The sequence below is a fragment of the Planococcus sp. CP5-4_YE genome (assembly GCF_019042655.1).
In the GTDB taxonomy this organism is placed as follows: domain Bacteria; phylum Bacillota; class Bacilli; order Bacillales_A; family Planococcaceae; genus Planococcus.
In genome coordinates this window covers 414927-440544 of the sequence record NZ_JAHPZO010000001.1, presented here as the reverse complement: position 1 = coordinate 440544, position 25618 = coordinate 414927, and the positions used below count along the sequence as shown (strand labels likewise).

Below are 25618 nucleotides of genomic sequence, written 5' to 3'. Positions count from 1 at the left end.
CTCCCGCCTGATTTTGAGGGCGGGAGGTTCTTAGATTTCATTGTTCCGGCAATAGCGGCAAAGTGACGATAACACAGGCGCCTTTTTCCTCCGTGCTGTCGACTGCCAGGCTGCCGCCATGTTCTTGTGTGATCTTTTGGGAGATCAATAAGCCAAGGCCGGTTCCTGTAGCTTTTGTCGTGTAGAACGGTTCGAATACGCGTTCTGCCAGTTGAGGCGGAATGCCGGGACCATCATCTTGGAAGTGGATCTTCAGTTTCTCTGCATTGCGAATGGCAGTTATTCTCAAGGTGCCGCCGTCTTCCATCGCTTCGATTGCGTTCTTCAATATATTAATGAACACTTGCTTTAAGTGATGTTCTTCGCCTTCTGCGATAAACGGGCCTGAGACTTCGGCTTTGACCGTAATATCATGGAGAACGAATTCGGGCCCGAACAGGAAAATGCATTCGTCGAGAATTTTACCGATATCGAGTTGTTTCTTCTGGGATGCTTGCGGTTTGGCAAGGATCAGGAATTCACTGATGATCAAATTGATTCGGTCGAGTTCTGATTGCATCAATGACGTATAGCTTGGGTAGCGGTGGTTTGGGTCGTTATGCATCATTTGGACAAAACCAGAAATGACGGTCATCGGATTGCGGATTTCATGTGCCACACCGGCCGCAATTTCACCCGCCATTTTCAGTTTTTCCGTTTGCAACAGCATCCGTTCGGTTTCCTTCCGGTAACTGATGTCGCGGGAAATGACAGACGTCGCGATGACCTGCCCTTGTGAATCGAAAATTGGGGAGAGCGTGATTTGTGCCGGGAAACGGGTGCCATCTTTTTTGACATCGTCCGTTTCGAGCGTGAAACTTTCGCCTTGTCGAACTTTTTCGCCGCGCAATTCCGCCGCTTCTGCATGTTCCGGTGGATAAAGCGCAAGTATTTTTCCGAGGCATTCTTCTGCAGTCCAGCCGTATAATTGGACAAAAGCGGGATTGATCGCAATGATGCGCCCTTCAAAATCAAATACGGCGATCGCGTCTTTAGCGGCTTGAAAGAACAAGTCGAGATAGCCTTCTTTTGAAGTCAGCGCTTTTTCCATCGAAGCATTGCGGAGTTCCAGTTGTCGCCAATAATTGCTGAAATAAAAGCTATGCAAGATCGTCAGCATCATGATCAGGGCGAAAAACATCAACATCGAAACATGGATATACTCTAACGAACCGCTCGTTTGAAAACGGTCGAAAACAAATGTCAAAAGAGCCACTTCAATGATGGTCAGGAGCGAGAGTGCAATGATGGACCGGGTATCGTTATAAAGCGAAGCGGCAACAATCGGGATAATAAAGTAAATGGCTGTGACAAAGGACAGCGATTCGAATTGCAAAATTAAAATATAGGCATTTAATGCAAATAATATGGCAAAACGCAACCGTGAAGGGGGTAATTTCGTATATAGTAGAGTGAATAGCACCGAGTAGGCAAGCATGCCAAAGATCGGTGCTATAATCGAAGCGTTGAAATCGACGAAATAATTCAGCACTACATGGGCAAGGCTGCCAAAGCCGAACAGATGGATAAATAATTGATTGCGCTTGCGGATTGTCAGTGAGCGTTCCATAATTGCACCTCATCATGCTAAGAGTCTTACTCATCTTACTATAGTCGGGACTGTGCGAAAATGGCAGTTTTTGATATGATTAAAAAATTAGGGAGTGATTTAATTGGCTTTTAACTGGAAAGAACAAGAAACGATCAGCACGTTGGAGAAACTGGTGAAAATTCCAAGTCCTTCAGGATACACCATGCAAGTGATGGATTTCGTCACGAGTTTTTTTGATCAGGCAACTATTTCATACATAACGAGCAATAAAGGCGGTGTTATCGCCACGATCAAAGGACAAGACGACAAGCGTCATCGCCTGCTAACGGCACATGTCGATACACTTGGCGCAATGGTGAAGGAAATCAAACCTTCGGGTCGCTTAAAACTGTCGCTTGTCGGCGGATTCAAATTCAATGCCATTGAAGGCGAAAATTGCCTGATTCATACAGCTAGCGGCGAAATCATCACCGGCACGATCCTGCTTCATCAGACGACAGTCCATGTGTACCGCGATTCTGGAACGGCGGAGCGTTCCGCGGATAACATGGAAGTGCGCTTGGATCTCAAATGCGGTTCCGCAGAAGAGGTCCGCAAACAAGGCATCGAAGTGGGCGATTTCGTCTCATTCGATCCGCGCTTCACCAAAACGGAAAGCGGGTTTATCAAATCGCGCCATCTGGATGATAAGGCGAGTACGGCACTCTTGCTAGAATTGGCAAAGCAAGCGGCAAATGGCGAAGTATTGCCTCAGACGACCCATTTCTACATCTCCAATAATGAAGAAATTGGCTATGGCGGCAATTCCAATATTCCAATAGAGACCGAAGAATACATTGCTGTCGATATGGGGGCAATCGGAGACGGACAGGCTTCCGATGAATTCACTGTCTCCATTTGCGCAAAAGATTCAAGCGGCCCTTACCATTATGGACTGACGCGCCAGTTGATCGCATTGGCTAAAGATCAGGACATCGATTATAAAGTGGATATTTACCCGTATTATGGATCCGACGCTTCTGCAGCAATCGGGGCAGGTGCAGATGTGAAACACGCTTTGTTCGGCCCTGGAATCGAAGCATCCCATGCGTATGAACGGACGCATACCGATTCATTGAAAGCGACGGCAGCGCTTCTTCACGCGTATATCTACTCACCGCTCGGGTCATAATACTAGGAGGATTTCAGATGGACAGCAAGCAACTATTTTTTAATATTCCCATTTCATCCCTAAAAGGAGAATTGCCGCAATCCATTTCGCATATGACGATGGATTCCCGGGAGATTGTCCCAGGCTCTCTTTTTGTCTGTATCGAAGGCTATACAGTCGATGGACATGATTTTGCTGAGCAAGCAGTCAAGCAGGGCGCAACAGTTATATTGGCGGAAAAACCACTGGTTTTAAAAGGGGCAGCTGTCGTCACGGTAGCGGATACGAGCCGTGCGCTCGGTATTCTAGCGGCGCGTTTTTACGGACACCCTTCCCAAAAGTTGAATATGATCGGCGTGACGGGGACGAACGGCAAAACCAGCGTCGCCGGCATGCTGCACGCAATGCTCATGGAACTTGGGGAAACATCGGCTTTGACCGGCACGATCGGCTTTAATCTAAACGGGGAATTGCATCCGTCCGCGAATACGACGAGCGATGCACTGACCACCCAGCGAATGATCAGCCGTGCTTTAGAGGCAGGCAGTTCCCACATGACGATGGAAGTTTCCTCCCATGGGCTCGTGTTGGGCCGCTTGGCCGGTGTCGAATTCGATACGGCGATTTTCACGAACTTAACGCATGACCATCTGGATTTCCACGGAACGATGGAAGAATATGGCCATGCCAAAGGGCTGCTGTTCTCTCAGCTTGGCCAGGATTTGACGAAGAACAAGCGGGCGGTACTGAATGCAGACGATGAATGGTTTGAGAAATTTGCAGCCATGACACCTTTTCCCGTCTATACTTATGGCTTGAAGAATGAAGCAATGTTCCGTGCCGCTGATATCCGGTTAGAAGCGAAAGGGACGTCCTTTACATTATTATGCCCGCATGGTGAATTTTCGGTTAGGATGAAATTACTTGGCCATTTTAACGTTTACAATGCGCTGGCGGCCATTGCGGCATTGTCTGCTGAAAACTATCCAATCGAGCAGGTGATTGCAGTGCTTGAAGCCATTTCACCTGTCGAAGGCCGCATGCAAAAAGCGGAAATCGATGCCCCGGTATCAGTTTTCATCGATTACGCACACACACCGGACGCCATTGAAAAAGCCATTGCTGCTGTTGAGGATTTCAAGACCGGACGTCTTATTTTCTTGGTTGGCACAGGAGGCAACCGCGATAAGACGAAGCGGCCAATCATGGCAGAAAAAGCTTCAGTCGCAGATTACGTCGTGTTGACGACAGACGACCCGCGCTATGAACCGTATGACAGCATTTTAAATGATTTAGCGGCGGGCATGCAGCATGACCATTATGCGTGCATCGGCGACCGTGAACAAGCGGTGCGCCACGCAGTGCAACAAGCGCAAGCCGGCGATATCATCATTTTGGCTGGTAAAGGGCACGAAGATTACCAAATCATCGAAAATACGAAATATCCGCATAGCGACAAGGAAATAGCAGAAAACGAAGCCCAGCGAAAATTCGGATCGTAAAATGGAACGGAGAAAAATTAAAGCATTTTTCTCCGTTCATTTTTGTATTTTTACCGATGCCGCTTTCCGCAACTCTAGGCGATAGTTCTTGTTTTTTGCACGTCCCTTCTCTAAGATAGAGAGAGGAAATTAAAGGAGCGTATATAATGTCAGACCAATTACAACAAGCAATTGAAAGCAGAAGAACCTTCGCCATCATCTCCCACCCGGATGCCGGGAAAACGACGTTAACGGAAAAACTTTTGCTGTTCGGCGGCGCAATCCGCGATGCCGGTACAGTCAAAGGGAAAAAGACCGGGAAATTCGCCACATCCGACTGGATGGAAATCGAGAAGCAGCGTGGCATTTCCGTTACTTCATCTGTCATGCAATTCGATTATTCAGGGCACCGCGTCAACATCCTCGATACTCCTGGACACCAGGATTTCAGTGAAGACACTTACCGGACGCTGATGGCAGTCGATAGTGCTGTCATGATCATTGATGTCGCTAAAGGGATCGAAGCACAGACCGTAAAATTATTCAAAGTCTGTAAAATGCGTGGCATCCCGATTTTTACATTCATCAACAAAATGGATCGCCAGGGGAAAGAGCCGCTTGAGTTGATGGAAGAGTTGGAAGAAGTGCTTGGCATCCAGTCCTACGCGATGAACTGGCCGATCGGCATGGGGAAAGAATTCATGGGGATTTATGACCGCTATAATAAACGCGTGGAACCGTTCCGCACGGATGGCGACCGTTTCATGGATCTTGATGAGAATGGGCATCTCATCGGTGAGCATGAAATGACGAAAACTTCCTATTACACACAAGCGCTTGAAGATATCGAATTACTGGAAGAAGCAGGAAACGACTTTTCCATCGACCGCGTGAAAAAAGGGGAATTAACGCCGGTCTTCTTCGGCTCCGCACTTGCCAATTTTGGTGTGGAAACCTTCCTCGAGACATATCTGCAATTTGCACCGCAGCCACAGCCGCGCTTGACGAAGCAAGAAGACATCGTTGACCCGGTTGAAACGCCGTTTTCAGGATTTGTCTTTAAAATCCAAGCCAATATGAACCCGGCACACCGCGACCGCATCGCTTTTGTCCGGATTGTCTCAGGGAAATTCGACCGCGGCATGAACGTTACCCTATCCAGAACTGGTAAATCGTTTAAGTTATCCCAGACGACACAATTTTTGGCGGATGACCGGGAAATGGTCTCTGAAGCCGTCGCTGGTGATATTATCGGGCTGCACGATGTTGGGAATTACCAGATTGGCGACACCATCACAAGCGGCAAGAAATTCGAATTCGAGGCTTTGCCTCAGTTCACCCCAGAATTGTTCATGAAAGTGACGGCGAAAAACGTCATGAAGCAGAAACATTTCCACAAAGGGATTTTGCAGCTCGTGCAAGAAGGGGCTATTCAGTATTATAAAACGTTACACTTAGAAGAAGTTATTCTTGGTGCGGTCGGTCAGCTTCAGTTTGAAGTGTTCGAGCATCGAATGAAAAACGAGTACAATGTCGATGTAAGAATGGAGCCTGTCGGCAATAAAATTGCACGTTGGATCGAAAACGAAGAAGACGTCAAAGAGTCGATGTCAAGCGGACGCTCGATGCTGGTCAAAGACCGTTACGACAATCTGGTGTTCTTATTCGAAAATGATTTTGCCACGCGCTGGTTCCAAGATAAGAATCCAGAAATACGCCTTTACAGCCTGCTATAAAAATGGAATCAAAAACAGCCTACTTTTACCAGCAGGCTGTTTTTACATTTGGCGGACATATTACCGTGACCCACCTTCCTTTTAATGGAACTGGAAAACATGGCGTTCTTGTGAACTGGAGCTCTGAAGTTTGCGGTATAGGGCATTTTTTCTTATGATAAAGGGACTAGGCATAGAGAGGGATTGAACAGATGAAACTAAGCGATTTTTCCATTAAACGACCAGTATTGACCATTGTCACAATGCTGTTGGTCATCATTTTAGGGGCAGTGTCATTTCTCCGTATACCTGTCACCTTGATTCCCGAGTTGAATCCGCCGATCGGCGTAGTGGTCACAAACTATCCAGGGGCCAGCCCGACGGAAGTGAACGAAAAAGTGACAAAACCGCTGGAAGAGAGCTTGGCAACATTGCCGGGAATCGAATCGATTCAGTCGAACAGCCAGGAAGGCACGAACTTTATCTTGCTGGAATTCGGATGGGACACGGATATCGATGATGTCCAGGCGGAAGTCACCCAGCGAATCGATCAGACACCGATTCCAGACGACTCGAATAACCCACGTTTTTTGAAGTTCGACCCTTCGCAATTCCCGATCATCCAATTATCCTTGCGGGCGACTGACGCAGAGCAGGACGTCCGGGTCATTGCAGAGGAATTGGAAACACAGCTGCGCCAGACGGATGGCGTGGCGAGCGTAAATGTTTCGGGCTCGTTGATTGAAGATATTTCAATCAAGCTGGATCCGGCAGAACTGGAAGAGCGTGGTTTGCAGCAGGCGGATATTGTCCAGCTGATCCAAGCGAACAATATTTCCTTGCCGGGCGATCCGATTGAAACAGAAGACGGCCGCAATTTGACGACGCGCATCGTCAGCACTTTGGAAAGTGTAGAAGACATTGAAAACCTCATCGTGACGGTTGATCCGATGTCCGGAGACAATGTTACAGTGGCTGACGTAGCTGAAGTGGCGGTGACAGAACGGGAAACCAATAGCGAAACGCGTGCCAATGAAGAGCCTGCCGTTTTGCTGTCGGTGCTGCAGGAGTCTGGAGGCAATACAGCAGACGTTTCGACGGCATTCCAGGAGCGCCTGGATGAATTGCTTGCCGAAGAGCGTTTTTCGGCAGTAGAAGCTGACATCCTCTTCGACCAAGGGGATTACGTTAAACTCGCCATCAATAATATTGGCCAGACGTTGATCCTCGGCGGCATATTCGCCATGCTGGTCCTGTTCTTTTTCCTTCGCGGGATCAAGAGCCCGATTATCATCGGAGTGGCGATTCCATATTCGGTGATTGTGACCTTTGTGTTGATGTTCTTTGCCGATTTCGCTTTGAATATCTTGACGCTCGGTGCTTTGGCGCTTGGCATCGGGATGCTCGTCGATAATGCCATTGTCGTTATCGAAAACATTGAACGGCATTTAGCGATGGGCAAGAAGCCGAAAAAGGCGGCATCCGACGGTTCTCGTGAAGTAGCCGGTGCGATTACCGCTTCGACATTGACGACCATCGCCGTATTCGTACCAGTCATTTTCATCTCGGGTTTGATTGGAGAGATTTTCTTCGAATTCGCATTGACGATTTCGTTCAGCTTGATCGCCTCGCTCGCTGTCGCCTTGACCGTCATACCGATGATGGCCTCAAGGATGCTCGGCCAGAAAGATGGCGTACAAAAGCCGGTGAAGGCGGATTCCAAGGGCGTCCAGCGCTTTGAAAAGAGTGTCTTGTGGGCGCTGCGCCACCGCATTCTAGTGCTCTTAACGGCACTCGTGTTCCTCGGAATTGGCGCGTACGGCGTTTCCCAAGTGGGAACTGAGTTCTTGCCGGCAACGGATGAAGGATTTGTCAGCGTTACCGTCGAACTCGAAAATGGTTCTTCGACGTCTGCGACTAATGAAGTGGTCCAGAGTATAGAAGAAGAATTGAAGGCTGAAGAGGATGTTGATGTGTACGTCAGCTTAATCGGTACGACTCAACAAGGACAGGCGCAAGGCAGTGCGGAATCCAATACGGCAGAAATTTACGTGAAATTATTGCCGCTGGATGAACGCGATCGGTCAGTCTTTGAATTTGTGGATGATGTACAGCCGCAAGTACTGGAGAAAATCGGCGACGATGCACTTGTCAGCTTTAATCTTCAAACAGCAGCCGGCTCTACACCGAATACATTAAGCTTTACGGTGACGGACACTGATAAACAACGTCTCGATGAAGCAGTAGCTTCAATTGATGAAGAATTGTCGAGCTTGCCGAATGTGATCGAATTGACGAACGATCGGCAAGAGACCATCGATGAAATCCAGATGACAATCGACCGTGAAGCGGCGACTGAAAATAACCTGGCGCCGGTGCAAATCGCCCAAACGGTCAATAACATCACGCGTGGTGTCCTCGCGACACAAGTCATCGATGAACAAGATGAAGTGCTCAGCGTTTTCGTCTCCTATGATGAAGAACAGCGCAACAGCGTAGAAAGTTTGCGTGAATTGACGCTTCGCACGCCATCCGGCGCATTTGTTGAATTGCAGGAACTGGCCGACATCGAAGTTGCACAAGGTCCTGTTTCGATCAGCCGCGTCGATCAGGCAGAAAGTGTATCCTTTACATTGCAATATCCATCCGACCAGACTTTGGGCGATATGTCGACAGCTGTCGACACAGCTATAGCGGATGTTGATTTGTCAGAACAGACGGAAGTTTCTTTCGGCGGTGACCGAGAGCTGTTCGACGATGCGATTGACGATATGCTGTTGGCGGTCGTGCTTGCCATTGTGCTTGTTTACATCGTCATGGCAGCGCAGTTTGAATCGTTCAAATACCCGCTTGTCATCATGTTCACAGTGCCATTGATGGTCATCGGGGTCTCGATCGCTCTATTTGTGACACAAACACCGATCAGTATTACTGCTGTCATCGGCGTGCTGGTGCTCGTCGGGATTGTTGTCAATAATGGAATCGTGCTCGTCGATTACATCAATCAGCGCAAAGCGGATGGATTAGATTCCTTTGATGCGATTGTAACGGCGGTCCATGACCGGAGAAGGCCGATCTTGATGACGGCCCTGACAACGATTCTAGGCCTCTTGCCGTTAGCCATTGGCATCGGTGAAGGGACGGAAATCAACCAGCCGATGGGAATTGCTGTCATTGGCGGATTGATCAGTTCGACCTTCTTGTCCTTATATGTGGTGCCAGTAGTCTACAGTTTATTTGACCGTAAAACACGTTTCATGAACAGCAAGAAGAGAAAACAAGCAAAAACAGAGGAATGACCCTTCCTGTGCAGATGATTCTGCACAGGATTTTTTTATATATTTCAAGGACACAGCTATCCATTTTTTAGTAGAATACAGAAAAGGGGTGTGAATGAATGAAGACGATGGTGTTTACCGGGTTTCCCGGATTTATCGCAACACGTTTATTGGAATCATGTGCCCGAAAAGGCTGGGAATTGGCGGCAATCGTACTGCCCGGTGAAATGGAGAAAGCGCAAAAGCAGGCAATCAACATCGAGGAAAATACAGGCTGTGGGCGGATTCGGCTGTTGCCGGGAGATATTACGGTAGAAGGGTTGGCGCTTTCGCAGAAAGACCGGTCTTGGCTAGAAAACCAGCAGCTTATCTTTTGGCATTTGGCAGCCATCTATGATTTGGCGGTGCCAGAAGATATCGCGAAAAAAGTCAACATCCTGGGTACACAAAACGTTAACGATCTAGTCAAGACACTTGATCAGCTGGAGCGCTATATGTATTTCAGTACGGCGTATGTGGCGGGCAGAAGAGAGGGCTTATTACTCGAAGATGAACTTATCCGTCCACAGACATTCAAGAACCATTACGAAGAAACAAAATTTGAAGCAGAACTTCTCGTTGAACAATTGAAAAAGGAAGTGCCGACGACCATCATCCGACCCGGAATTGTCAGAGGCCATTCTAAAAGTGGTGAGACCTCTAAATTCGACGGGCCCTATTTCTTTTTGAATATGATCGACCGGATGAGGCAGTTGCCTGCCATTCCGTATATCGGACGCTCACGCGCAACTATCAATGTCGTACCGGTTGATTACATCTTGGAAGCTTCCATTTATTTGAGCGGCCTTGAAAGAGCCGAGTCTGCAACCGTGCATTTGACCGACCCCAATCCCCATCCTGTAGAAGAAGTATACCGGACAATGGTCTACGAACTGACCGGAAAGTATCCGAAAGGACGGATCCCGAAAAAAATTGCGGCACTATCGATGAAGGCATCGGCAATCCGTAAATATCTGGGTGTCGAAGCCGAGACTTTGGATTATATGGATTGGCAAGCGCAATTCGATACGCATAACGCTCAATCTTTATTGGAAGGGAGCGGCATCCGGCCAGCAGATTTTCTGGAAACGATTCCGGCGATGATTGCATTCTACAATGAACATAAGGGAGACCCAAAATACCAAGTAACAATTGTCTAGATGTTTACACTTACGGCACAAGTGCTATAATACTTCTACAGAGCAATAATACAAACTCTCGACAAAGGGGAGTAGCTATAGGGAAACCTATTTCACAGCCGTCAAGACGTGGCTTCTGGCCATCGGTTGTGATAGCGGCATATCACGACGCTTAGCAAGACCTTTGCCTTTTATTAGGCATGGGTCTTTTTTGTCGGGGAAAAACTGGAGGGGAATTATGGATACTATCTTATTAGAATACGCCTGGGTGCTGCTGGTGCTCATTGGGCTGGAAGGTTTGCTCGCTGCAGACAATGCGGTGGTGATGGCTGTCATGGTCAAGCATTTGCCAAAGCCCCAACCCAACAGAAGAAAGCTTTGTTCTATGGTTTGGCAGGTGCTTTCATCTTCCGTTTCGCAGCTTTATTCATGATTACGTTCCTGGTGAACATTTGGCAAATCCAGGCACTTGGCGCAGCTTATCTGCTATTTATCGCAGTCAAGCACATCTATGACCAGCGCAAAGGCAAAGAACATACGATCGAACCCGAGACGACAAAAGGATCGGGTTTCTGGCTGACTGTCTTGAAGGTGGAACTGGCAGATATCGCTTTTGCCATCGACTCAATGCTCGCGGCTGTTGCGCTCGCGGTGACATTGCCGCATCTCGGTGATTTCGATATCGGGGGCATCAATGGCGGCCAATTCGGCGTCATGCTGGCTGGCGGGTTGATCGGCGTGATTATTATGCGTTTTGCAGCACATAAATTCGTCCGGCTGTTGGAAAAATATCCGCAGCTTGAAACAGCGGCATTCGTCGTGGTCGGCTGGGTAGGGGTCAAATTAGTTGTTTTGACTTTATCCCACGACAAACTTGGCGTCTTGCCTCATGATTTTCCACACTCGACGCCGTGGACAATCACCTTCTGGCTTGTCCTGCTAGGTATCGTCTTAACTGGTGTATTTACGGGCCTTAAAAAAAATAAGCACCAAAATGCTTAAGAGCATAAACAATAGTTATATAGCCTTGTGGAGAATTTTTGCCATAAGGCTATTTTTGATATTCCAATAGACGGACAAAAACACTCACTGTTACACGAATGTAATACGTAGCAGCCCCCCTCAATCTTCCAAATTCCTGGTCTGAAAGCTACAATAGAGAAATAGGAATTGAAATGGGGTGAGTTGCATGCTATTGACTGCTTTGGGCGGTTTGTTTGGATATGGAGCAGAAATGCCCGCTGAAACATTGGTGAAACTCGCACAACAAGGCGATGAAGACGCCGAAGAACAATTGATTTCTTCGCATATCCCGTTCGTGAAAAAAACCGCCGCACAAGTATGCAAGCGATTCATCGATGATAATCAGGATGAATTCAGCATCGCACTCTTGGCATTTCATGAAGCAATACGCCATTACCGCGAGGGACATGATGCATCGTTTTTGACTTTTGCGCATATGGTAATCAGGCGCAGAGTAATCGACCATATCCGGAAAGAAAGTAAACGGCTGGAATTCAGCCACGATTTCACAGCCTCCCCGAATGAAGACCATCATAACCATATCGGCGACCGGGCATCATCGGCTTTCCATTCGGCACAGGAACAGGTTGCCAAACGGCGTGAAGAGATTGCCCAATTCGAAGAAATTCTCTCAGAGTTCGGCTTAACTTTCCAAATGATCGCCAAAGTTTCTCCTGCACATGAAGATGCCAGGAGAAATGCAATCCAAATCGCGCAATTGGTAGCGGAAACGGATGAATACAAACACTTCTTGCTTGATAAGAAAAAACTTCCGGTCAAGCCTATTGAGGAACTTGTCCAGGTCTCAAGAAAAACCATTGAGAGGAACCGGAAATACATAATTGCAATGGCATTATTAATGATGAGCGAATTGCATTATTTAAAAGATTATTTAAAGGAGCGGTTGAACTGATGCGAATGCAAAAAGGCATATGTATGGAACTTGATGGAGACCGTTCTGTCTACATGCTTGCAGATGGCAGCTTTGTAACCGGCAGGCCGACAGGGAGCACGGTAGTGGGAGAAGAGGCATATTTCGAATCCGTAAAAGCTTCGAACCGCCGTTTCAAGCCGTTTACCATGCCGCTCATTGCGTCGGTCGCGGCTCTTTTTTTGCTGATTTCCACATGGCTGCTCCCCGCCGAAGAAGCTTATGGATACGTGCAAGTCGAATCAAACCCGGGAATCGAACTCGGCGTAGACGAGGCATGGCACGTCATTTCGCTGAGGGAGCTGAATGAGGACGGCAAAAAATTGATTGCTCAATTAACCGATTGGGAAAATCGTGAACTCGAAGTGGTTTTAGAGAACGTGCTTGCCTTATCCGTGGATGAAGATACAGAGCATGTGACGATTACCACGGTGCAAGGAGATGGAGAATCGGATGCCGCGATCAACGTGGAACAGATCGCATTGGCGGCACTGTTTGCCGGCAGCAATAAAAAGTTGCGGGTGCATTTGAAAGAAGCGAATAAAAAGCAATGGCGCGAGGCAAAAGAACAACAAGTGCCAGTCGCGACGCTAATCGAAAAAGACCGAACTTTCACTTCGCCGCATGAACAAGATAATGGTGTGGAGCCTGCGCAAAATGAAGAAAAAAATACGCAGGGAAAAAAAGCCTCGGATAGCCAGGAGGCCCCTTCGAAAGCTGAAGATCCTGCCATTCCCAAGGCCCAACCGAAAAACGAGCCTTCATCTTCAGGCAATAGCAAATCGGAAAAAACACAGAAGTCGGATACTCAGAGAAAAACTGCCCCGGAAAAGAAACCTGTTCCAGAAAAGAAACCTGTTCCAGAAAAAAAGACTGACACTAAGCCAAAAGAACCGGCTCCAAAAGCTCCAACACCACAAAAACAACCGAAAAAGCCAGAAAAGGCTGAGCCTGTCAAACCGAAAAATCCGAACGCAGGCAAAGGCAACAATTCAGGAAGTTCAAAAGCTGAAACAAAACCTAAAAAAGAAAATCCATCTTCAGGGAAAAACAAAGCCGAACAGCCGCCAAAAGACAATAAGAACAAAGGCAATCCAGTTCAGGGCAAGCCGAAAGAAAAGGACAGTAAAAAAGACAACAGCAACAGCAACAGCAACAGCAACAGCAACAGCAACAGCAACAGCAACAGCAACAGCAACAGCAACAGCAACAATAATGGCAATTCTTCCAAAGCGAATGGGACGAAGTCAGCGGAACCGAAAGACTTGAAAGCTGAACAAGCCAAGCCTCCTGTGAGGGAAAAGGGCGCCACGGTTTCACCCAAAGCAGAAGAAAAGAAAAAACCGAAAGCTGATAAGGAAGAGAAGAAAGAGAAGAAAGAGAAGAAAGAGAAGAAAGAGAAGAAAGAGAAGAAAGAGAAGAAAGAGAAGAAAGAGAAGAAAATTCCATAATGCCTTCCATGAATGACGCTTATTCCTTCAGATCCGCATTCAGCGGCGTAGCCTAAAGGAATAAGCGCTTATTCTGTGTCAGTGGAAAATAAGACAGCAAAAAAGTGATCTTTTGCATCAGAATAGTGATAGTGGACTGTGCTTTACAAAAAAGCCCTTTTCTTTTCACGGTACTTTACATAGAATGGGAAGAGAGTCAGTTGCGGAAGGGAATTTTACGTCTATGAATAAATCATTTCAACGTGTCCGAAATCTTACACCTGCACAGGCAATCGTGGCGTATTATTTCGTAGCGATTGCTTTTTCCTTTTTGCTCCTAAGGCTTCCAGGTGTTTTGCAACCTGGGGTGAGCATGACCTATATCGATACTCTATTTACCGCCGTCAGCGCCGTCAGCGTCACCGGCCTGACCGTCATAGATGTGTCACAGACATTATCGGTGTTTGGAATTATTGTATTGATGGTCATCCTTCAATTCGGGGGCATCGGCATCATGTCGATTGGGACATTCTTCTGGATTCTGCTCGGTAAACGGATCGGGCTGAGAGAGCGCCAATTGATCATGGTCGACCATAACCAATCGAGCATGTCCGGAGTCGTTAAATTGATCACTGAAATCGTCAAGATCCTGTTGTTGATCGAAGCGATTGGCGCACTCATATTGACCGTCTATTTCACGCAGTACTTCTATAGTTTCAGCGAAGCTCTGTTGCACGGCGTTTTCGGATCGGTCACGGCCACGACTAATGGTGGATTCGATATCACGGGAGCATCCCTGCAGCCTTATGTTGATGACTATTTTGTCCAGATCGTCAATATGCTGCTGATTATCCTTGGTGCGATCGGTTTTCCGGTATTGATTGAGTTGAAAGAGTTTTTGTCGAACGAGACAAAAAATTTCCGGTTCTCGCTGTTCACCAAGATTACGACGAGCATCTTCGGCATGTTGTTGGTCGTCGGCACGGTCGGGATCTTGATTTTGGAGTCGGTCAATGCCTTTAAGGGGATGTCGTGGCATCAGACCTTTTTCGGGGCCCTGTTCCATTCTGTGTCATCTCGCTCCGGCGGGTTGGTCACCATCGATATCACCCAGTTCAGCGACGCGACCAATGTATTCATGAGTGCGCTTATGTTCATCGGAGCCTCGCCAAGTTCTGCAGGAGGTGGTATCCGGACGACCACGTTTGCAATCGCTATCCTGTTTTTGATTAATTTTGCGAGAGGCAAGAACACGATCCAGATTTTCAACCGTGAAATCGAGTTGATTGATGTGTTCCGGTCATTTGCGGTCCTGTTCCTTGCAGGCACAATGGTCATCGTCGCGACGATGCTGTTGATCATCACTGAACCGAACGCATCCATCGTGGAAATTCTCTTTGAGATCACCTCAGCATTCGGCACATGCGGCATGTCGCTCGGACTGACGAGTGAATTATCCTCGATCGGCAAAGTAATCGTCATGGTCCTGATGTTCATCGGGCGAGTCGGCTTGATTTCCTTCTTGTTCACCATCGGCGGCAAGACGGATCCGACGAAATTCCATTATCCGAAAGAACGCGTGATTATCGGATAAGTCGACTGCACGTGCTATTCGGCTGTCAAAGGGATATAATTGAAATAATCGAGTAATCATAGCGGAAATGAGTGAACGAAAATGAATGAAGACATCAAACAGTCATTGAAACTGTTTATCGTTTTGTCCCGTGCACATAAAGCGATTTCAGAACAAACCAACCAATTTTTCCAGGAAAACGGCGTTAATCCAACAGAATTTGCGGTGTTGGAGCTGCTCTATCATAAAGGGCGGCAGCCGTTGCAGAAAATCGGCGGTAAAATTTTACTTGCCAGCGGATCGATCACCTATGTCATCGACAAGTTGGAGAAGCGCGGGTTTATCACGCGTGTCAATTGCCCGACTGACCGCCGCATCACCTATGCGGAAATTACGGAAGACGGGGAAGCCTTTATGGCAGACATCTTCCCGGCGCACGAACAAAAAATTCATGAACTGACGGCTGCTTTATCTTCGGATGAAAAAGAGCAGGCTATCGAATTGATGAAGAAAATCGGCTTGTCGATCAAAGATTTGTCCTATTAAAAAAGATCCTCCGCTATGGAGGATCTTTTTATTTCTGCAATATGTTCGATCGTTCGGGACATTTGGATGAAGCCGCCATTTATTCTAAAATGGCAGCGGCATGACGATAAATAAGAGCACCAAGACAACCAAATGAGTAATAATCAACAGTGGTATGCTGCGCTTCCATTCATAAAGGATGCCGAGCAACGCGCCTGCTACCACGCCTGCCACAATACCCGGCCAAAAGCCGCTAAAGGCGAGCGCAATGCCGAATAAGAGTGATGCACCGAGAATGGCGAACGGCAGCTTCATGTATTTTTTCAATTGTTGTTGGATGAAGCCGCGCCAGAAAAGTTCCTCACCTGGAACGATGACGAACATTAACAATAGGTAATGCCAAATGCTGGTTGGGGCAAATAAGGTTTGAAGGGCAGAAACCGGGCCTTCTACATTAACCGGAAGGACATCAAGGACTAGGTAACCGAATGCCAGGACGGTATAGATAAGGCTACCGAACAACAAACCGTATACTAATGATTTCCAGGTTTTTAATTCGTCGAATACAGAATAATTGACGATTGCGATTGACATCAGCACCAAAATGGCAAATGTATACATATACCAGAAGATGGCTGTATTTTCGAATGCCAGATGATACAAATATAGCGAAAGCGGCAATAGCCAAATTAGCGTATGGCGCTTGAATAGAGTAAACATAGAAAAAATCCTCCTAAAATCAACAAAGGCTGCCCATGTTAGGGACAAAGCACAATGTGGCTGGACGGCTATGGTTTCGTCCGTATAGTATTATAACAGAAGGATTTTAACAACACGAAAGGAAAGGAGAACATTTCATGACTGATTATGCGAATGAACTGGAGCGATTGAAAGTTGGCGAGATCGACACGTTGGATATACCGAAAGAAGAATTTCTTGAGTTCCGCAGAATACTAACGGAAAGGGAAGATTTTAAACATTTTAGGGGGACGGCTTTCCATCATGGCAAAACGCAATATGAATATACGGTAGAACCGTCTAAATAAGCTTGCATATTGCTGTAACTGAGTAGTTACAAGCGTGCCATGAATTTTTTTTGAAAAAAGGTTTAGTCTAGGTTTAGAGGGGGCATAGTATACTTGAACACAGCAACATTCTCATTTCCCCCTTTTGTGGCCGGCCCTTAATGGACCGGCCTTTTTTTTATGCCAAAAAGAAGAGTGAATAGACTGATGATTTTTGCTATTATGGAATTATAGAGGAGGCAATCAAATGAAAATTGGATTTATCGGTACAGGGGTCATGGGCAATAGCATTGGGCGTCATCTGCTTGAAGGCGGTCATGAACTTTCTGTTTTCACCAGAACTGCAAAGAAAGCTGAGGATTTGCTGGAACAAGGTGCATCCTGGAAAAACAACCCGAAGGAACTGGCGGCAGATGCAGAAGTGATCTTTACGATGGTCGGTTATCCGACGGATGTGAAAGAAATCTATTTCGGGGAAAATGGCTTGCTGGCAAATGCCGCCGAAGGAACGGTGCTCATCGATTTGACCACTTCCCAGCCAAAACTGGCGCAGGAAATTTCTGAAGCTGCACAGGCTAAAGGCTTACATGCACTGGATGCACCGGTCTCTGGAGGAGACATCGGAGCCAAAAATGCAGTGCTGTCTGTAATGGTCGGGGGCGAAGAAGACATTTTCAATCGACTGCTTCCGCTATTTCGTTTGTTTGCGGGCAATATTATTCTGCAAGGACCGGCGGGTTCCGGCCAGCATACAAAGATGTGCAACCAGATCAATATCGCGAATAATATGTTGGGCGTCTGTGAATCCCTTATATATGCGAAAAAAGCAGGTCTCGACCCAGAGAACGTATTGCGCTCTATTTCGGCGGGTGCCGCCGGATCTTGGTCTTTATCGAATTTAGCGCCGAAAATGATTGAAGGCGATTTCCGTCCAGGATTTTACGTCAAGCACTTCATCAAGGATATGAAAATAGCGGTGGAGGAATCCGAGCGGTGGGGCTTGGACCTTCCCGGCCTGAAATTATCGCTTGGGATTTATGAGGAATTGGAACGTGCAGGGGATGGGGACCTTGGCACTCAGGCATTAATCCGCCATTTCGATTTTATGGAAAAATAAGCAGAAAAAAACCGGCAGTAAAGGGCCGCCGGGTCAATCAAAATAGGACTTTTTCGGTGAATAGAAACGATTCATTTCTTTCGGTTCGTAGCGTTTGGAAAAAGCCGAGATGGCAGGCTTTTTTTCCGGCGCCTCCAGCCCAGTGTAATTTTGAAGCAATTCTTTCGCATGCTTCAAGTTCATGCGGCTCGGCGGATTGCGATAGGATTCATCCAAGTCTCCAAAATGCTCAAGTGAATGGAAATCTTCCTTTTGGGGGAGCATATGGAAATAGTAATTTCCGCATTTCACGAGGACAGAGGATTGTTGTTGGCTTTTCCGGGGGTTTTTACTGAAGTGTAGGCCAAGCTTTTGCGCCCGTTTTTGTTGGATCATCAAATTTAATGCTTGCTTTTTTAATGCATACAGAAACTGATTGTCAGGAGCAGTCTTAGCGTGGCGGTTGACAGTGAAAATAGCTTGGGCGATTTCAGAATCTTTCTTCGTCAAGGACATGGGCTCATTCCTTTCGCAATAATGGATTGATCAGTCTTTGATCATCATATCAAAATTTTCAGTCACTGTACATCAACCGAATCCAGTGCCAGGCTGTTGAAAATGATTCAAAAAAAGGGGATGTTGAAATGTTGAGTGAACAAACAATAATCGTGACCGGAGGCTCCAGTGGAATGGGCTTTCATATGGCAGAAAAATTTGCAACTGAAGGGGCGAACGTCATCATTACGGGGCGGGATATGGAAAAACTGAATGAGTCATTGACGAAGTTATCTGGGCTGCGGGGACAGGCGGAAGCATTCCAGATGGATGTGCGTGAACCTGAACATGCAAAGGCAATGGTCAATTTCGCGCATGAGAAATTCGGACGGATCGACGGTCTTGTCAATAATGCGGCAGGTAATTTCATTGTCCATGCTGAAAAATTATCGCCGAATGGATGGCGCTCTGTTATTGACATTGTCTTGAACGGGACGTTTTTCTGTTCTCATGCGGTCGGTAATTATTGGATTGAAAATGGCACAAAGGGGAATATACTTAATATGCTGGCAACGTATGCCTGGAATGCCGGAGCCGGGGTAGCTCATTCCGCCGCCGCTAAAGCGGGGGTCATGTCTTTGACTCGTACATTGGCAGTTGAATGGGGTACGCAATACGGCATTCGTGTCAACGGGATTGCTCCTGGCCCGATCGAACGCACTGGGGGCGCAGATAAACTCTTTGAGTCTCAAGAAGCGATGCAGCGGACCTTGAAATCTGTCCCTTTAGGCCGGCTCGGAAAACCGGAAGAAGTGGCAGAGCTGGCAGCGTTTATCATGTCAGAGAAAGCGGCTTATATGAATGGGGAAATCGTGACCTTAGACGGTGGCCAGTGGTTAAATAAATTCCCTTTTTAAGCCAAAACACCCAATTAAATAGTTTCGGGAATCGTGTTATGTTATGATGTAATCGAAGTGTTTTGGCATCAGACCATGCGATGCAAAAGGAGTAGAGCACATGATTTCATTACCGAGCAAAGATTTTCTTGAAACCCCGATCGAAGAATTTGTCATCTCGTCCGAAAAAGTAGCACATGTCCAAATCGGCAATAGTGCAGAGCATGCTTTATTGGTTTTGACGAAGACCGGCTATTCAGCCATCCCGGTTTTGGATGCGAAGTACCGGTTTCACGGCTTGATTAATGCCCAGCGCATCACAGATGCCATTCTTGGAATGGACCATATAGAATACGAGAAACTAGGCAATATTCGAGTCGAAGAGATTATGCAGACTGACCTGCCATTGATCCATTTGAATGACCGCTTCCAAAGAGCTTTGGATCTGGTGATCGACCAGAATTTCCTTTGTGTAGTGGATGACGATGGAATGTTCATGGGGATTTTGACAAGACGCATTGTCTTGAAGCAATTGAAAAAACAACTTTACCAGTTCAAACGATAATTGCCCTGAAAAAGGTCTCATCTATTGAGGCCTTTTTTTCTGCTGGTTGAAAGAAGGAATCGATATGGAACAAACAAAACGCCCGCTCATCCTGATTGCAGTCATGTTGGCGATGTTCGTTGCTGCGGTCGAAGCGACCATTGTCTCGACCGCAATGCCGAGCATTGCCGCAGACCTCGGCGGGTTTTCGAAATACAGTTGGGTGTTTTCCGCTTATTTGCTGATGAGTACGGTGACGGTGCTGTTGTACGGGAAATTAGCGGATCTTGTCGGCAGGAAAGCGATTTTTGCTTTTGGCATGCTGTTGTTTTTAATTGGCTCTGGACTCTGCGGTTTAGCGGATTCGATGGAGCAATTAATCGCTTTCCGTTTTATTCAAGGAGCGGGAGCGGGGGCTATCATGCCGATAGCGTCGACTATTGTGGGGGATATTTATTCTCCTGAAGAACGGGCAAAGATCCAAGGATATTTGTCCAGCGTGTGGGGCATCTCGGCCATCGCCGGCCCTGCCATCGGCGGTGTTTTGGTGGCGACAATTGGTTGGCAATATGTTTTCTGGGTTAACTTGCCCCTCGGGATGTTGTCGTTGCTTGGCATCCTGATCTATTTGAAAGAACCGGTGCGCATGGAGCGGGCTAAAGTCGATTACCGTGGTGCCTTGTTTTTGACGATTGCACTTAGCAGCGTTTTGTATCTGCTTATCGAAGGGGGAGTGTCTTTTGGCTGGCTCTCGGCTCCTTCTTATTTGCTCGTCACTATCGGCGCTTTGTTCATGTTTTGGTTTATCAAAGCAGAGCGCGCGTCGAGCGATCCAATGATGCCGTTTGAAATTTGGCAAAACCGTGCGATTCTTTATGCGAATTTGGTTTCGCTTGCGACTGGGATTATTTTGATCGGCATCTCCAGCTATCTTCCGGCCTATGTAACGGGTGTCATGGAGCAGCCAGCAGCCATCGCCGGATTCACGTTAACGACAATGTCAATAGGATGGCCAATCGCTTCTGTCCTATCTGGAAGGCTCTTGATCAGTATCGGCTATTTCCGTACTTCGCTTCTGGGTGGATCGTTCCTTTTGCTCGGAACGGCGTTGTTTATCATGATGCAGCCCGGATTCGGGCCGCTGTGGGCAGGGATGTCGAGTTTTTTCGTGGGTATCGGTATGGGATTGACCAGTACTGCCTTTATCGTCTCGATCCAATCCGCAGTGTCTTACGACAAGCGGGGAGCGGCAACTGCTTCGAATATGTTTATGCGCAATCTTGGCAGTACAATCGGCGTAGCGCTTCTCGGCAGCATATTAAATAGCTCGCTATTGAGCCGTCTGGATGATTCGGGCAATAATTTATCGCTTGAATCCGTCAACTCAATTTTAAGCATCGATAGCCGCTTGCAGCTTCCGGAAGCCGATAAGCTGGTGTTGCAGGAAGCCTTGGCTTTCGGGCTGCGCAATGTTTACAGCATTGCATTTCTCTGCGCTTTGGTCAGTTTCCTGCTGATTTTCGGATTGCGCGGATTGAAAGGAGTGAAACCGGATGTCAAATGAAGAAATGATCATTAAAGTACTCGCTGAAGAAGGCAATATGCGAAAAGCGGCAGAGCGGCTTTTCTTGTCGCAGCCTGCCTTGTCCCAGCGGCTGCAATCGATTGAAAAGGAGTGGGGTCAGCAATTGTTCGTGCGCTCACAAAAAGGGCTGACGCCGACTCCGGCTGGTGAATTGGTCATTCAGTACGCAAAGGAAGCGGTAATACGCCGAGAAGAGATTTTCGAACAGCTGCATACTTTAAGTGAAAAAGTGCATGGCACCTTGAAGATCGCCTGTGCGTCGATCATCGGCCAGAACTGGCTCCCGAAAGTACTAAAAGATTTCATCACTTTGTATCCGGAAGCGAAAGTGCAATTGATTACAGGCTGGAGTTCTGAAATTGTCCGTGCCTTGTACGACGGAGAAGCGCATATCGGCATCGTTCGAGGCCAGACCGACTGGAAAGGCCCGAAAATTCATTTGTTCAAAGACACTTTGTACTTGGTCGATAAAGAAATCAGCTCGCTGGAAGAAGTCATGAAGACCGAAAGGCCGTTCATCCAATTCAAAAGCGACTCTACCTATTATGAAGAAATTCAGCAATGGTGGCAAAAGCATTTCGCTTCCAATCCAAAACGCCAAATTACGGTCGACCAGATTGAAACCTGTAAGCAGATGGCAGTCAATGGCATCGGCTATGCAATCTTGCCGTCCATTACCCTGACAGGCGCAGAGGATGTCCATACGATGCCGTTGACGAATAACGAACAAGAACTTGAGTTGACCCGAGATACATGGCTGATCGGCTATGAATCATCTTTCCAGCTTCGGCAGGTCGAGGCATTTGTCGATATTGTCAAAAAACATGCCACTCTGTTAAGCTAAAGGATGTATTATTATACTGAATCAGATATAATAACACCATTACACGAGAGAAAGAGGTTTTGATCAATGGAACAAATGGATGCAAATCAAATTATTTCGTACATACAGAATGCGAAGAAGTCGACACCTGTAAAAGTGTATGTCAAAGGTGAAGGCGTAGCTGCGCTCAATTTTGGCGAAGACTCGAAAGTATTCGGAGAAGGCAATCATGCAACAGTATTCGGCGAATGGGCTGAAGTGGAGAAAGCATTACAACAGCACGCCTCAGTCATCGAAGATTCTGTAGTGGAAAACGACCGCAGAAATTCAGCAATCCCAATGCTTGATCTGAAGAACGTCAATTCCCGCATTGAACCAGGTGCGTTTATCCGTGAAAACGTAGAAATCGGCAGCAATTGCATCATCATGATGGGCGCTGTCATCAATATCGGTTCGGTTATCGGCGATGGCACGATGATCGACATGGGGGTCATCATGGGCGGCCGTGCGACAGTCGGGAAGAACTGCCATATCGGCGCTGGTGCTGTGCTGGCAGGCGTAATCGAGCCTGCATCTGCCACACCGGTAATCGTTGAGGACGATGTCATGATCGGCGCGAACGCAGTCGTATTGGAAGGCGTCCGCATCGGCAAAGGCTCCGTTGTTGCTGCAGGTGCTGTCGTGATCGAAGATGTGCCTGAAAATGCAGTCGTCGGCGGTACACCGGCACGCGTATTGAAACTGATGGATGCAAAGACCCGTTCAAAAACGGAAATCAAGCAAGAACTCCGCCAGTTGTAAGAGGCCCTTCAATGGATCTTATTCAAATCAGGAGAGAATTACACGAAATTCCGGAAATCGGGTTCCAGGAAGTTAAAACGCAAAGTTACTTGAAAAAAATCATCTCCCAGCTGGCGTCTGAGCGCATTGAGCTGGCTGAATGGCGCACCGGCCTCGTTGTTAAAGTGAAAGGGCGCTCGCCTGAAAAAACAATCGGCTGGCGCACGGACATCGACGGTTTGCCGATTCGCGAAGAAACCGGCCTGCCGTTTTCCTCGCGTCATGAGGGATTCATGCATGCTTGTGGGCATGATATCCATATGACGGTGGCGCTCGGCTTGCTGGAACAGTTGATTTCACATCCGCTTGATAACGATGTAGTGATCTTGTTCCAACCTGCAGAAGAGGGGCCTGGCGGTGCATATCCGCTTTTGGAATGGCTGGAAAAAGAGCGTCCGGATCTCTTGCCGGATGAACTCTTCGCACTGCACATCGCACCGGAACTGCCGGTTGGCGCTGTTGCGACAAAGCCTGGGCTTTTGTTTGCCAATACTTCTGAATTATTCATCGATCTGCACGGCAAAGGCGGCCATGCCGCTTACCCGCATCAGACGCGTGATATGGCAGTGGCCGCAGCGGCTTTATTGATGCAATTGCAGACAGTCGTCAGCCGCAATGTCGACCCGATGGATTCGGCCGTTTTGACGGTCGGGAAGATGTCTGCCGGGACTGTCCAGAACATCATTGCTGAACGGGCACGCCTGGAAGGGACGATTCGCACATTGACGCCCGAGTCGATGGAAAGCGTGAAAAAACGCATTGAATCGCTGTGCCGATCGATTGAAGAAGGCTATGAATGCCAAGTTTCGATCGATTACGGGGCAAACTATCGCCAAGTGGACAACGACGAACAGCTCGCCGAGTCGTTTTTGCGCTATGCACAAGACGCTCTGGATGTACAAGCTGTCCGCAGCAAAGCGGCCATGACAGGTGAGGATTTCGGTTACTTCACCGAACGGCTGCCGTCTTTGATGTTTTGGGCCGGGGCCGCGTCGGAATACGGCCTGCACCATGCCAAGTTGGCGCCTGACGAGCGGCTCTTGTCGGTCATGCCTAGATTCCTTTATGATTATTTCAAGCAACGATAAAAAAAAGCGAGATGCCGCTATGGCGTCTCGCTTTTTTGCATTTAGATTAATCGGTGAATCAGGTGCTGCGGCTTTCCTGCAGCAGCTCTTTTTTTCTCGCCGACCAGTTAAAGGCGATGAAGAAACAGACGAGCAAGATGAAAGTTCCTGTAATATACGGAAAGCTCATGTCGATATCGAAAAGAATCCCGGCAAGCGCTGGACCGATCATATTGCCAAGGCTCATATAGGCATTGTTCATCCCGGCCGCATACCCTTGCGAGTCGCCAGCGAGTTTTGAAATGAGTGTATTAATCGCTGGGCGCAGGAGGGAGGCGGCTGTGAAAAAGACAGCTGCCACGAACAGGATCGTCCAGAAGGTATTGACGAAGAGAATACCGATCATCGCTGCGGCTGAAACAATTAAGTTGACGAGGATGACGCGCATCTCGCCGAACCGCTTGAACAAGCTGTCGATGACGAAAGTTTGGACGATGACGCCGACAAAGCCGCCGACAGTAATGACAACCGAAATCTCCTTCGGCGTGAATTGGAATTGCTTATCAACATACAAGGCAATTGTCGATTGGAAATTCGACAACCCGAACGCAAAGATGAACATGACTAGCAACATGACGAAATACGGTGTGTAGACAGAGCGCTTCATCTGTTGGTATAGATTTTCTCGTTTATAGTCCACAGCCTGCACCGCCGGTTTGACATTCGGCAAGGCAAAGAAGGACAGCAGGGCAGATAATAAAGCAACAGAGGTTGCGACATAGAAAGGGAATTGCAAGCTGACTTCAGAGAGAAAGCCACCGATGCCTGGCCCGATCATGAAACCAAGAGACATCGAAGCGCCGAGCAACCCCATTCCTTTGCCGCGTTCTTCATAGGTCGTGATGTCGGCCACAAAAGCCATCATTGGCGGGATTAGGAATGCACCACCAACACCACTGAAGAAACGGGCGAGATAGAGAACCCATAATTCGGTTGCCATGCCGAACAGCAGCTGCGACAAGCCGAATACGATCAGTCCGAAAATGATCAAGTTCTTACGCCCATATTTATCGGAGAGTTCGCCCGAAATCGGCGAAAACAGGAATTGAGCAAAAGCGAAAGTGGCGATCAAGGTGCCAAGCGCCTGTCCTGCGACACCGAATGTCTCCAGGTATGCAGGCATGATCGGGATGATGAGGCCGATTCCGCTCATGGCGATGAACATATTGAACATGAGAATATATAAGGCGAATTTTGATGATTTGACGGCCATGAGGCTAACCTTCCCTCGTTTTTATTTCGTGTGGCTAAATTTCGGTGTTGTGAACTTATTTACTATACCTTATTTAAACAGAAAAAAACAGGCAGAAGT

The 25618-nt window shown here is 47.5% G+C and carries 22 protein-coding genes and 1 pseudogene; 18 read left to right on the top strand and 5 right to left on the bottom strand.

From position 1 onward, the window contains the following. Positions 1-37: 37 nt before the first annotated feature. Complete coding sequence (locus KTG14_RS02225; protein ID WP_216969005.1) at positions 38-1609, bottom strand: ATP-binding protein; 1572 nt, start codon at positions 1607-1609, stop codon at positions 38-40. A 103-nt stretch (positions 1610-1712) separates the two neighbouring features. On the opposite strand from KTG14_RS02225, the gene KTG14_RS02220 reads away from it, so the two are divergent. The 7 genes and pseudogenes from KTG14_RS02220 (at position 1713) to sigI (ending at position 12329) form a co-directional block, all read left to right on the top strand. Continuing rightward, positions 1713-2762 carry a M42 family metallopeptidase gene (locus KTG14_RS02220; RefSeq protein WP_216969003.1) on the top strand — a complete coding sequence of 350 codons (1050 nt, stop codon included), beginning with the start codon at positions 1713-1715 and terminating at the stop codon, positions 2760-2762. Between the two features lie 17 nt (positions 2763-2779). Next, positions 2780-4243, top strand: a complete 1464-nt coding sequence (locus KTG14_RS02215) for a UDP-N-acetylmuramoyl-L-alanyl-D-glutamate--2,6-diaminopimelate ligase (protein ID WP_216969001.1) — start codon at positions 2780-2782, stop codon at positions 4241-4243. Positions 4244-4389: 146 nt separating this feature from the next. Next, a complete protein-coding gene (locus KTG14_RS02210) occupies positions 4390-5958 on the top strand; it encodes a peptide chain release factor 3 (RefSeq protein WP_216968999.1) in 1569 nt (522 codons plus the stop codon). 191 nt (positions 5959-6149) lie between these two features. Further along, entirely contained in the window at positions 6150-9236 is a 3087-nt protein-coding gene (locus KTG14_RS02205) for an efflux RND transporter permease subunit (RefSeq protein ID WP_216968998.1), read from the top strand. Positions 9237-9334: 98 nt separating this feature from the next. Then, complete coding sequence (locus tag KTG14_RS02200; RefSeq protein WP_216968996.1) at positions 9335-10414, top strand: SDR family oxidoreductase; 1080 nt, start codon at positions 9335-9337, stop codon at positions 10412-10414. Positions 10415-10631: 217 nt separating this feature from the next. After that, a pseudogene (locus tag KTG14_RS02195) lies at positions 10632-11395 on the top strand (TerC family protein). Positions 11396-11582: 187 nt separating this feature from the next. After that, the gene (gene sigI, locus KTG14_RS02190) at positions 11583-12329 is read left to right on the top strand and encodes an RNA polymerase sigma-I factor (protein ID WP_216968994.1); all 747 of its coding nucleotides are present in this window, start codon (positions 11583-11585) and stop codon (positions 12327-12329) included. Between the two features lie 49 nt (positions 12330-12378). Here sigI and KTG14_RS02185 read toward each other — a convergent pair whose 3' ends face one another. Then, a complete protein-coding gene (locus tag KTG14_RS02185) occupies positions 12379-12543 on the bottom strand; it encodes a hypothetical protein (protein WP_216968992.1) in 165 nt (54 codons plus the stop codon). Between KTG14_RS02185 and KTG14_RS02180 the strand changes: the two genes are divergently transcribed. The 3 genes from KTG14_RS02180 (at position 12497) to KTG14_RS02170 (ending at position 15896) form a co-directional block, all read left to right on the top strand. Further along, positions 12497-13798, top strand: a complete 1302-nt coding sequence (locus KTG14_RS02180; protein ID WP_441343186.1) for an anti-sigma-I factor RsgI family protein — start codon at positions 12497-12499, stop codon at positions 13796-13798. The two genes, KTG14_RS02185 and KTG14_RS02180, sit on opposite strands and share 47 nt — an antisense overlap. A 223-nt stretch (positions 13799-14021) precedes the next feature. Then, complete coding sequence (locus KTG14_RS02175) at positions 14022-15371, top strand: TrkH family potassium uptake protein (protein ID WP_216968987.1); 1350 nt, start codon at positions 14022-14024, stop codon at positions 15369-15371. A gap of 81 nt (positions 15372-15452) precedes the next feature. Beyond that, positions 15453-15896: a MarR family winged helix-turn-helix transcriptional regulator gene (locus KTG14_RS02170; protein WP_216968985.1), complete on the top strand. Its 444-nt coding sequence runs from the start codon at positions 15453-15455 to the stop codon at positions 15894-15896. An 84-nt stretch (positions 15897-15980) separates the two neighbouring features. Here the strand turns inward: KTG14_RS02170 and KTG14_RS02165 are convergent, their stop codons facing one another. Then, positions 15981-16595 (bottom strand): CPBP family intramembrane glutamic endopeptidase, encoded by a 615-nt coding sequence (locus KTG14_RS02165; RefSeq protein ID WP_216968983.1) that lies wholly within the window; start codon positions 16593-16595, stop codon positions 15981-15983. A 137-nt stretch (positions 16596-16732) separates the two neighbouring features. Between KTG14_RS02165 and KTG14_RS02160 the strand changes: the two genes are divergently transcribed. Both KTG14_RS02160 and KTG14_RS02155 read left to right on the top strand, forming a co-directional pair. Further along, positions 16733-16921 (top strand): hypothetical protein, encoded by a 189-nt coding sequence (locus KTG14_RS02160; RefSeq protein WP_216968981.1) that lies wholly within the window; start codon positions 16733-16735, stop codon positions 16919-16921. 226 nt (positions 16922-17147) lie between these two features. Further along, entirely contained in the window at positions 17148-18017 is an 870-nt protein-coding gene (locus KTG14_RS02155) for an NAD(P)-dependent oxidoreductase (RefSeq protein ID WP_216968979.1), read from the top strand. A gap of 33 nt (positions 18018-18050) precedes the next feature. On the opposite strand, the gene KTG14_RS02150 is transcribed toward KTG14_RS02155, so the two are convergent. Continuing rightward, on the bottom strand, positions 18051-18512 hold the full coding sequence (locus tag KTG14_RS02150) for a YkyB family protein (RefSeq protein WP_216968977.1): 462 nt from the start codon (positions 18510-18512) through the stop codon (positions 18051-18053). A 128-nt stretch (positions 18513-18640) separates the two neighbouring features. Between KTG14_RS02150 and fadH the strand changes: the two genes are divergently transcribed. The 6 genes from fadH to KTG14_RS02120 all read left to right on the top strand — a co-directional run bounded on the left by fadH (position 18641) and on the right by KTG14_RS02120 (position 24267). Next, a complete protein-coding gene (fadH, locus tag KTG14_RS02145; RefSeq protein ID WP_216968975.1) occupies positions 18641-19408 on the top strand; it encodes a 2,4-dienoyl-CoA reductase in 768 nt (255 codons plus the stop codon). Between the two features lie 100 nt (positions 19409-19508). Then, positions 19509-19952, top strand: coding sequence for a cyclic-di-AMP-binding protein CbpB (gene cbpB, locus KTG14_RS02140; protein ID WP_216968973.1), 444 nt, complete (start codon positions 19509-19511; stop codon positions 19950-19952). A 64-nt stretch (positions 19953-20016) separates the two neighbouring features. After that, positions 20017-21495: an MDR family MFS transporter gene (locus KTG14_RS02135; protein WP_216968971.1), complete on the top strand. Its 1479-nt coding sequence runs from the start codon at positions 20017-20019 to the stop codon at positions 21493-21495. Next, positions 21485-22360: a transcriptional regulator CcpC gene (locus KTG14_RS02130; protein WP_216968969.1), complete on the top strand. Its 876-nt coding sequence runs from the start codon at positions 21485-21487 to the stop codon at positions 22358-22360. Before KTG14_RS02135 ends, KTG14_RS02130 begins: the two co-directional genes overlap by 11 nt. A 66-nt stretch (positions 22361-22426) precedes the next feature. Further along, positions 22427-23140, top strand: coding sequence for a 2,3,4,5-tetrahydropyridine-2,6-dicarboxylate N-acetyltransferase (gene dapD / locus KTG14_RS02125; protein ID WP_216968967.1), 714 nt, complete (start codon positions 22427-22429; stop codon positions 23138-23140). 11 nt (positions 23141-23151) lie between these two features. Then, positions 23152-24267, top strand: coding sequence for an N-acetyldiaminopimelate deacetylase (locus KTG14_RS02120; protein ID WP_216968965.1), 1116 nt, complete (start codon positions 23152-23154; stop codon positions 24265-24267). 58 nt (positions 24268-24325) lie between these two features. On the opposite strand, the gene KTG14_RS02115 is transcribed toward KTG14_RS02120, so the two are convergent. After that, positions 24326-25519, bottom strand: coding sequence for an MFS transporter (locus tag KTG14_RS02115; RefSeq protein ID WP_216968964.1), 1194 nt, complete (start codon positions 25517-25519; stop codon positions 24326-24328). Between the last annotated feature and the right edge of the window lie 99 nt (positions 25520-25618).

Bases quoted from the DNA above. Each gene is read 5' to 3' on its own strand.
- KTG14_RS02135 (WP_216968971.1), top strand. From the start codon at position 20,017: ATGGAACAAACAAAACGCCCGCTCATCCTGATTGCAGTCATGTTGGCG.
- KTG14_RS02115 (WP_216968964.1), bottom strand. From the start codon at position 25,519: ATGGCCGTCAAATCATCAAAATTCGCCTTATATATTCTCATGTTCAAT.
- KTG14_RS02170 (WP_216968985.1), top strand. From the start codon at position 15,453: ATGAATGAAGACATCAAACAGTCATTGAAACTGTTTATCGTTTTGTCC.
- KTG14_RS02130 (WP_216968969.1), top strand. From the start codon at position 21,485: ATGTCAAATGAAGAAATGATCATTAAAGTACTCGCTGAAGAAGGCAAT.
- KTG14_RS02215 (WP_216969001.1), top strand. From the start codon at position 2,780: ATGGACAGCAAGCAACTATTTTTTAATATTCCCATTTCATCCCTAAAA.
- KTG14_RS02175 (WP_216968987.1), top strand. From the start codon at position 14,022: ATGAATAAATCATTTCAACGTGTCCGAAATCTTACACCTGCACAGGCA.
- KTG14_RS02155 (WP_216968979.1), top strand. From the start codon at position 17,148: ATGAAAATTGGATTTATCGGTACAGGGGTCATGGGCAATAGCATTGGG.
- KTG14_RS02120 (WP_216968965.1), top strand. From the start codon at position 23,152: ATGGATCTTATTCAAATCAGGAGAGAATTACACGAAATTCCGGAAATC.
- sigI (WP_216968994.1), top strand. From the start codon at position 11,583: ATGCTATTGACTGCTTTGGGCGGTTTGTTTGGATATGGAGCAGAAATG.
- KTG14_RS02160 (WP_216968981.1), top strand. From the start codon at position 16,733: ATGACTGATTATGCGAATGAACTGGAGCGATTGAAAGTTGGCGAGATC.
- KTG14_RS02200 (WP_216968996.1), top strand. From the start codon at position 9,335: ATGAAGACGATGGTGTTTACCGGGTTTCCCGGATTTATCGCAACACGT.
- KTG14_RS02225 (WP_216969005.1), bottom strand. From the start codon at position 1,609: ATGGAACGCTCACTGACAATCCGCAAGCGCAATCAATTATTTATCCAT.
- KTG14_RS02180 (WP_441343186.1), top strand. From the start codon at position 12,497: ATGCCGCTCATTGCGTCGGTCGCGGCTCTTTTTTTGCTGATTTCCACA.
- KTG14_RS02205 (WP_216968998.1), top strand. From the start codon at position 6,150: ATGAAACTAAGCGATTTTTCCATTAAACGACCAGTATTGACCATTGTC.
- cbpB (WP_216968973.1), top strand. From the start codon at position 19,509: ATGATTTCATTACCGAGCAAAGATTTTCTTGAAACCCCGATCGAAGAA.
- dapD (WP_216968967.1), top strand. From the start codon at position 22,427: ATGGAACAAATGGATGCAAATCAAATTATTTCGTACATACAGAATGCG.
- KTG14_RS02210 (WP_216968999.1), top strand. From the start codon at position 4,390: ATGTCAGACCAATTACAACAAGCAATTGAAAGCAGAAGAACCTTCGCC.
- fadH (WP_216968975.1), top strand. From the start codon at position 18,641: ATGTTGAGTGAACAAACAATAATCGTGACCGGAGGCTCCAGTGGAATG.
- KTG14_RS02150 (WP_216968977.1), bottom strand. From the start codon at position 18,512: ATGTCCTTGACGAAGAAAGATTCTGAAATCGCCCAAGCTATTTTCACT.
- KTG14_RS02165 (WP_216968983.1), bottom strand. From the start codon at position 16,595: ATGTTTACTCTATTCAAGCGCCATACGCTAATTTGGCTATTGCCGCTT.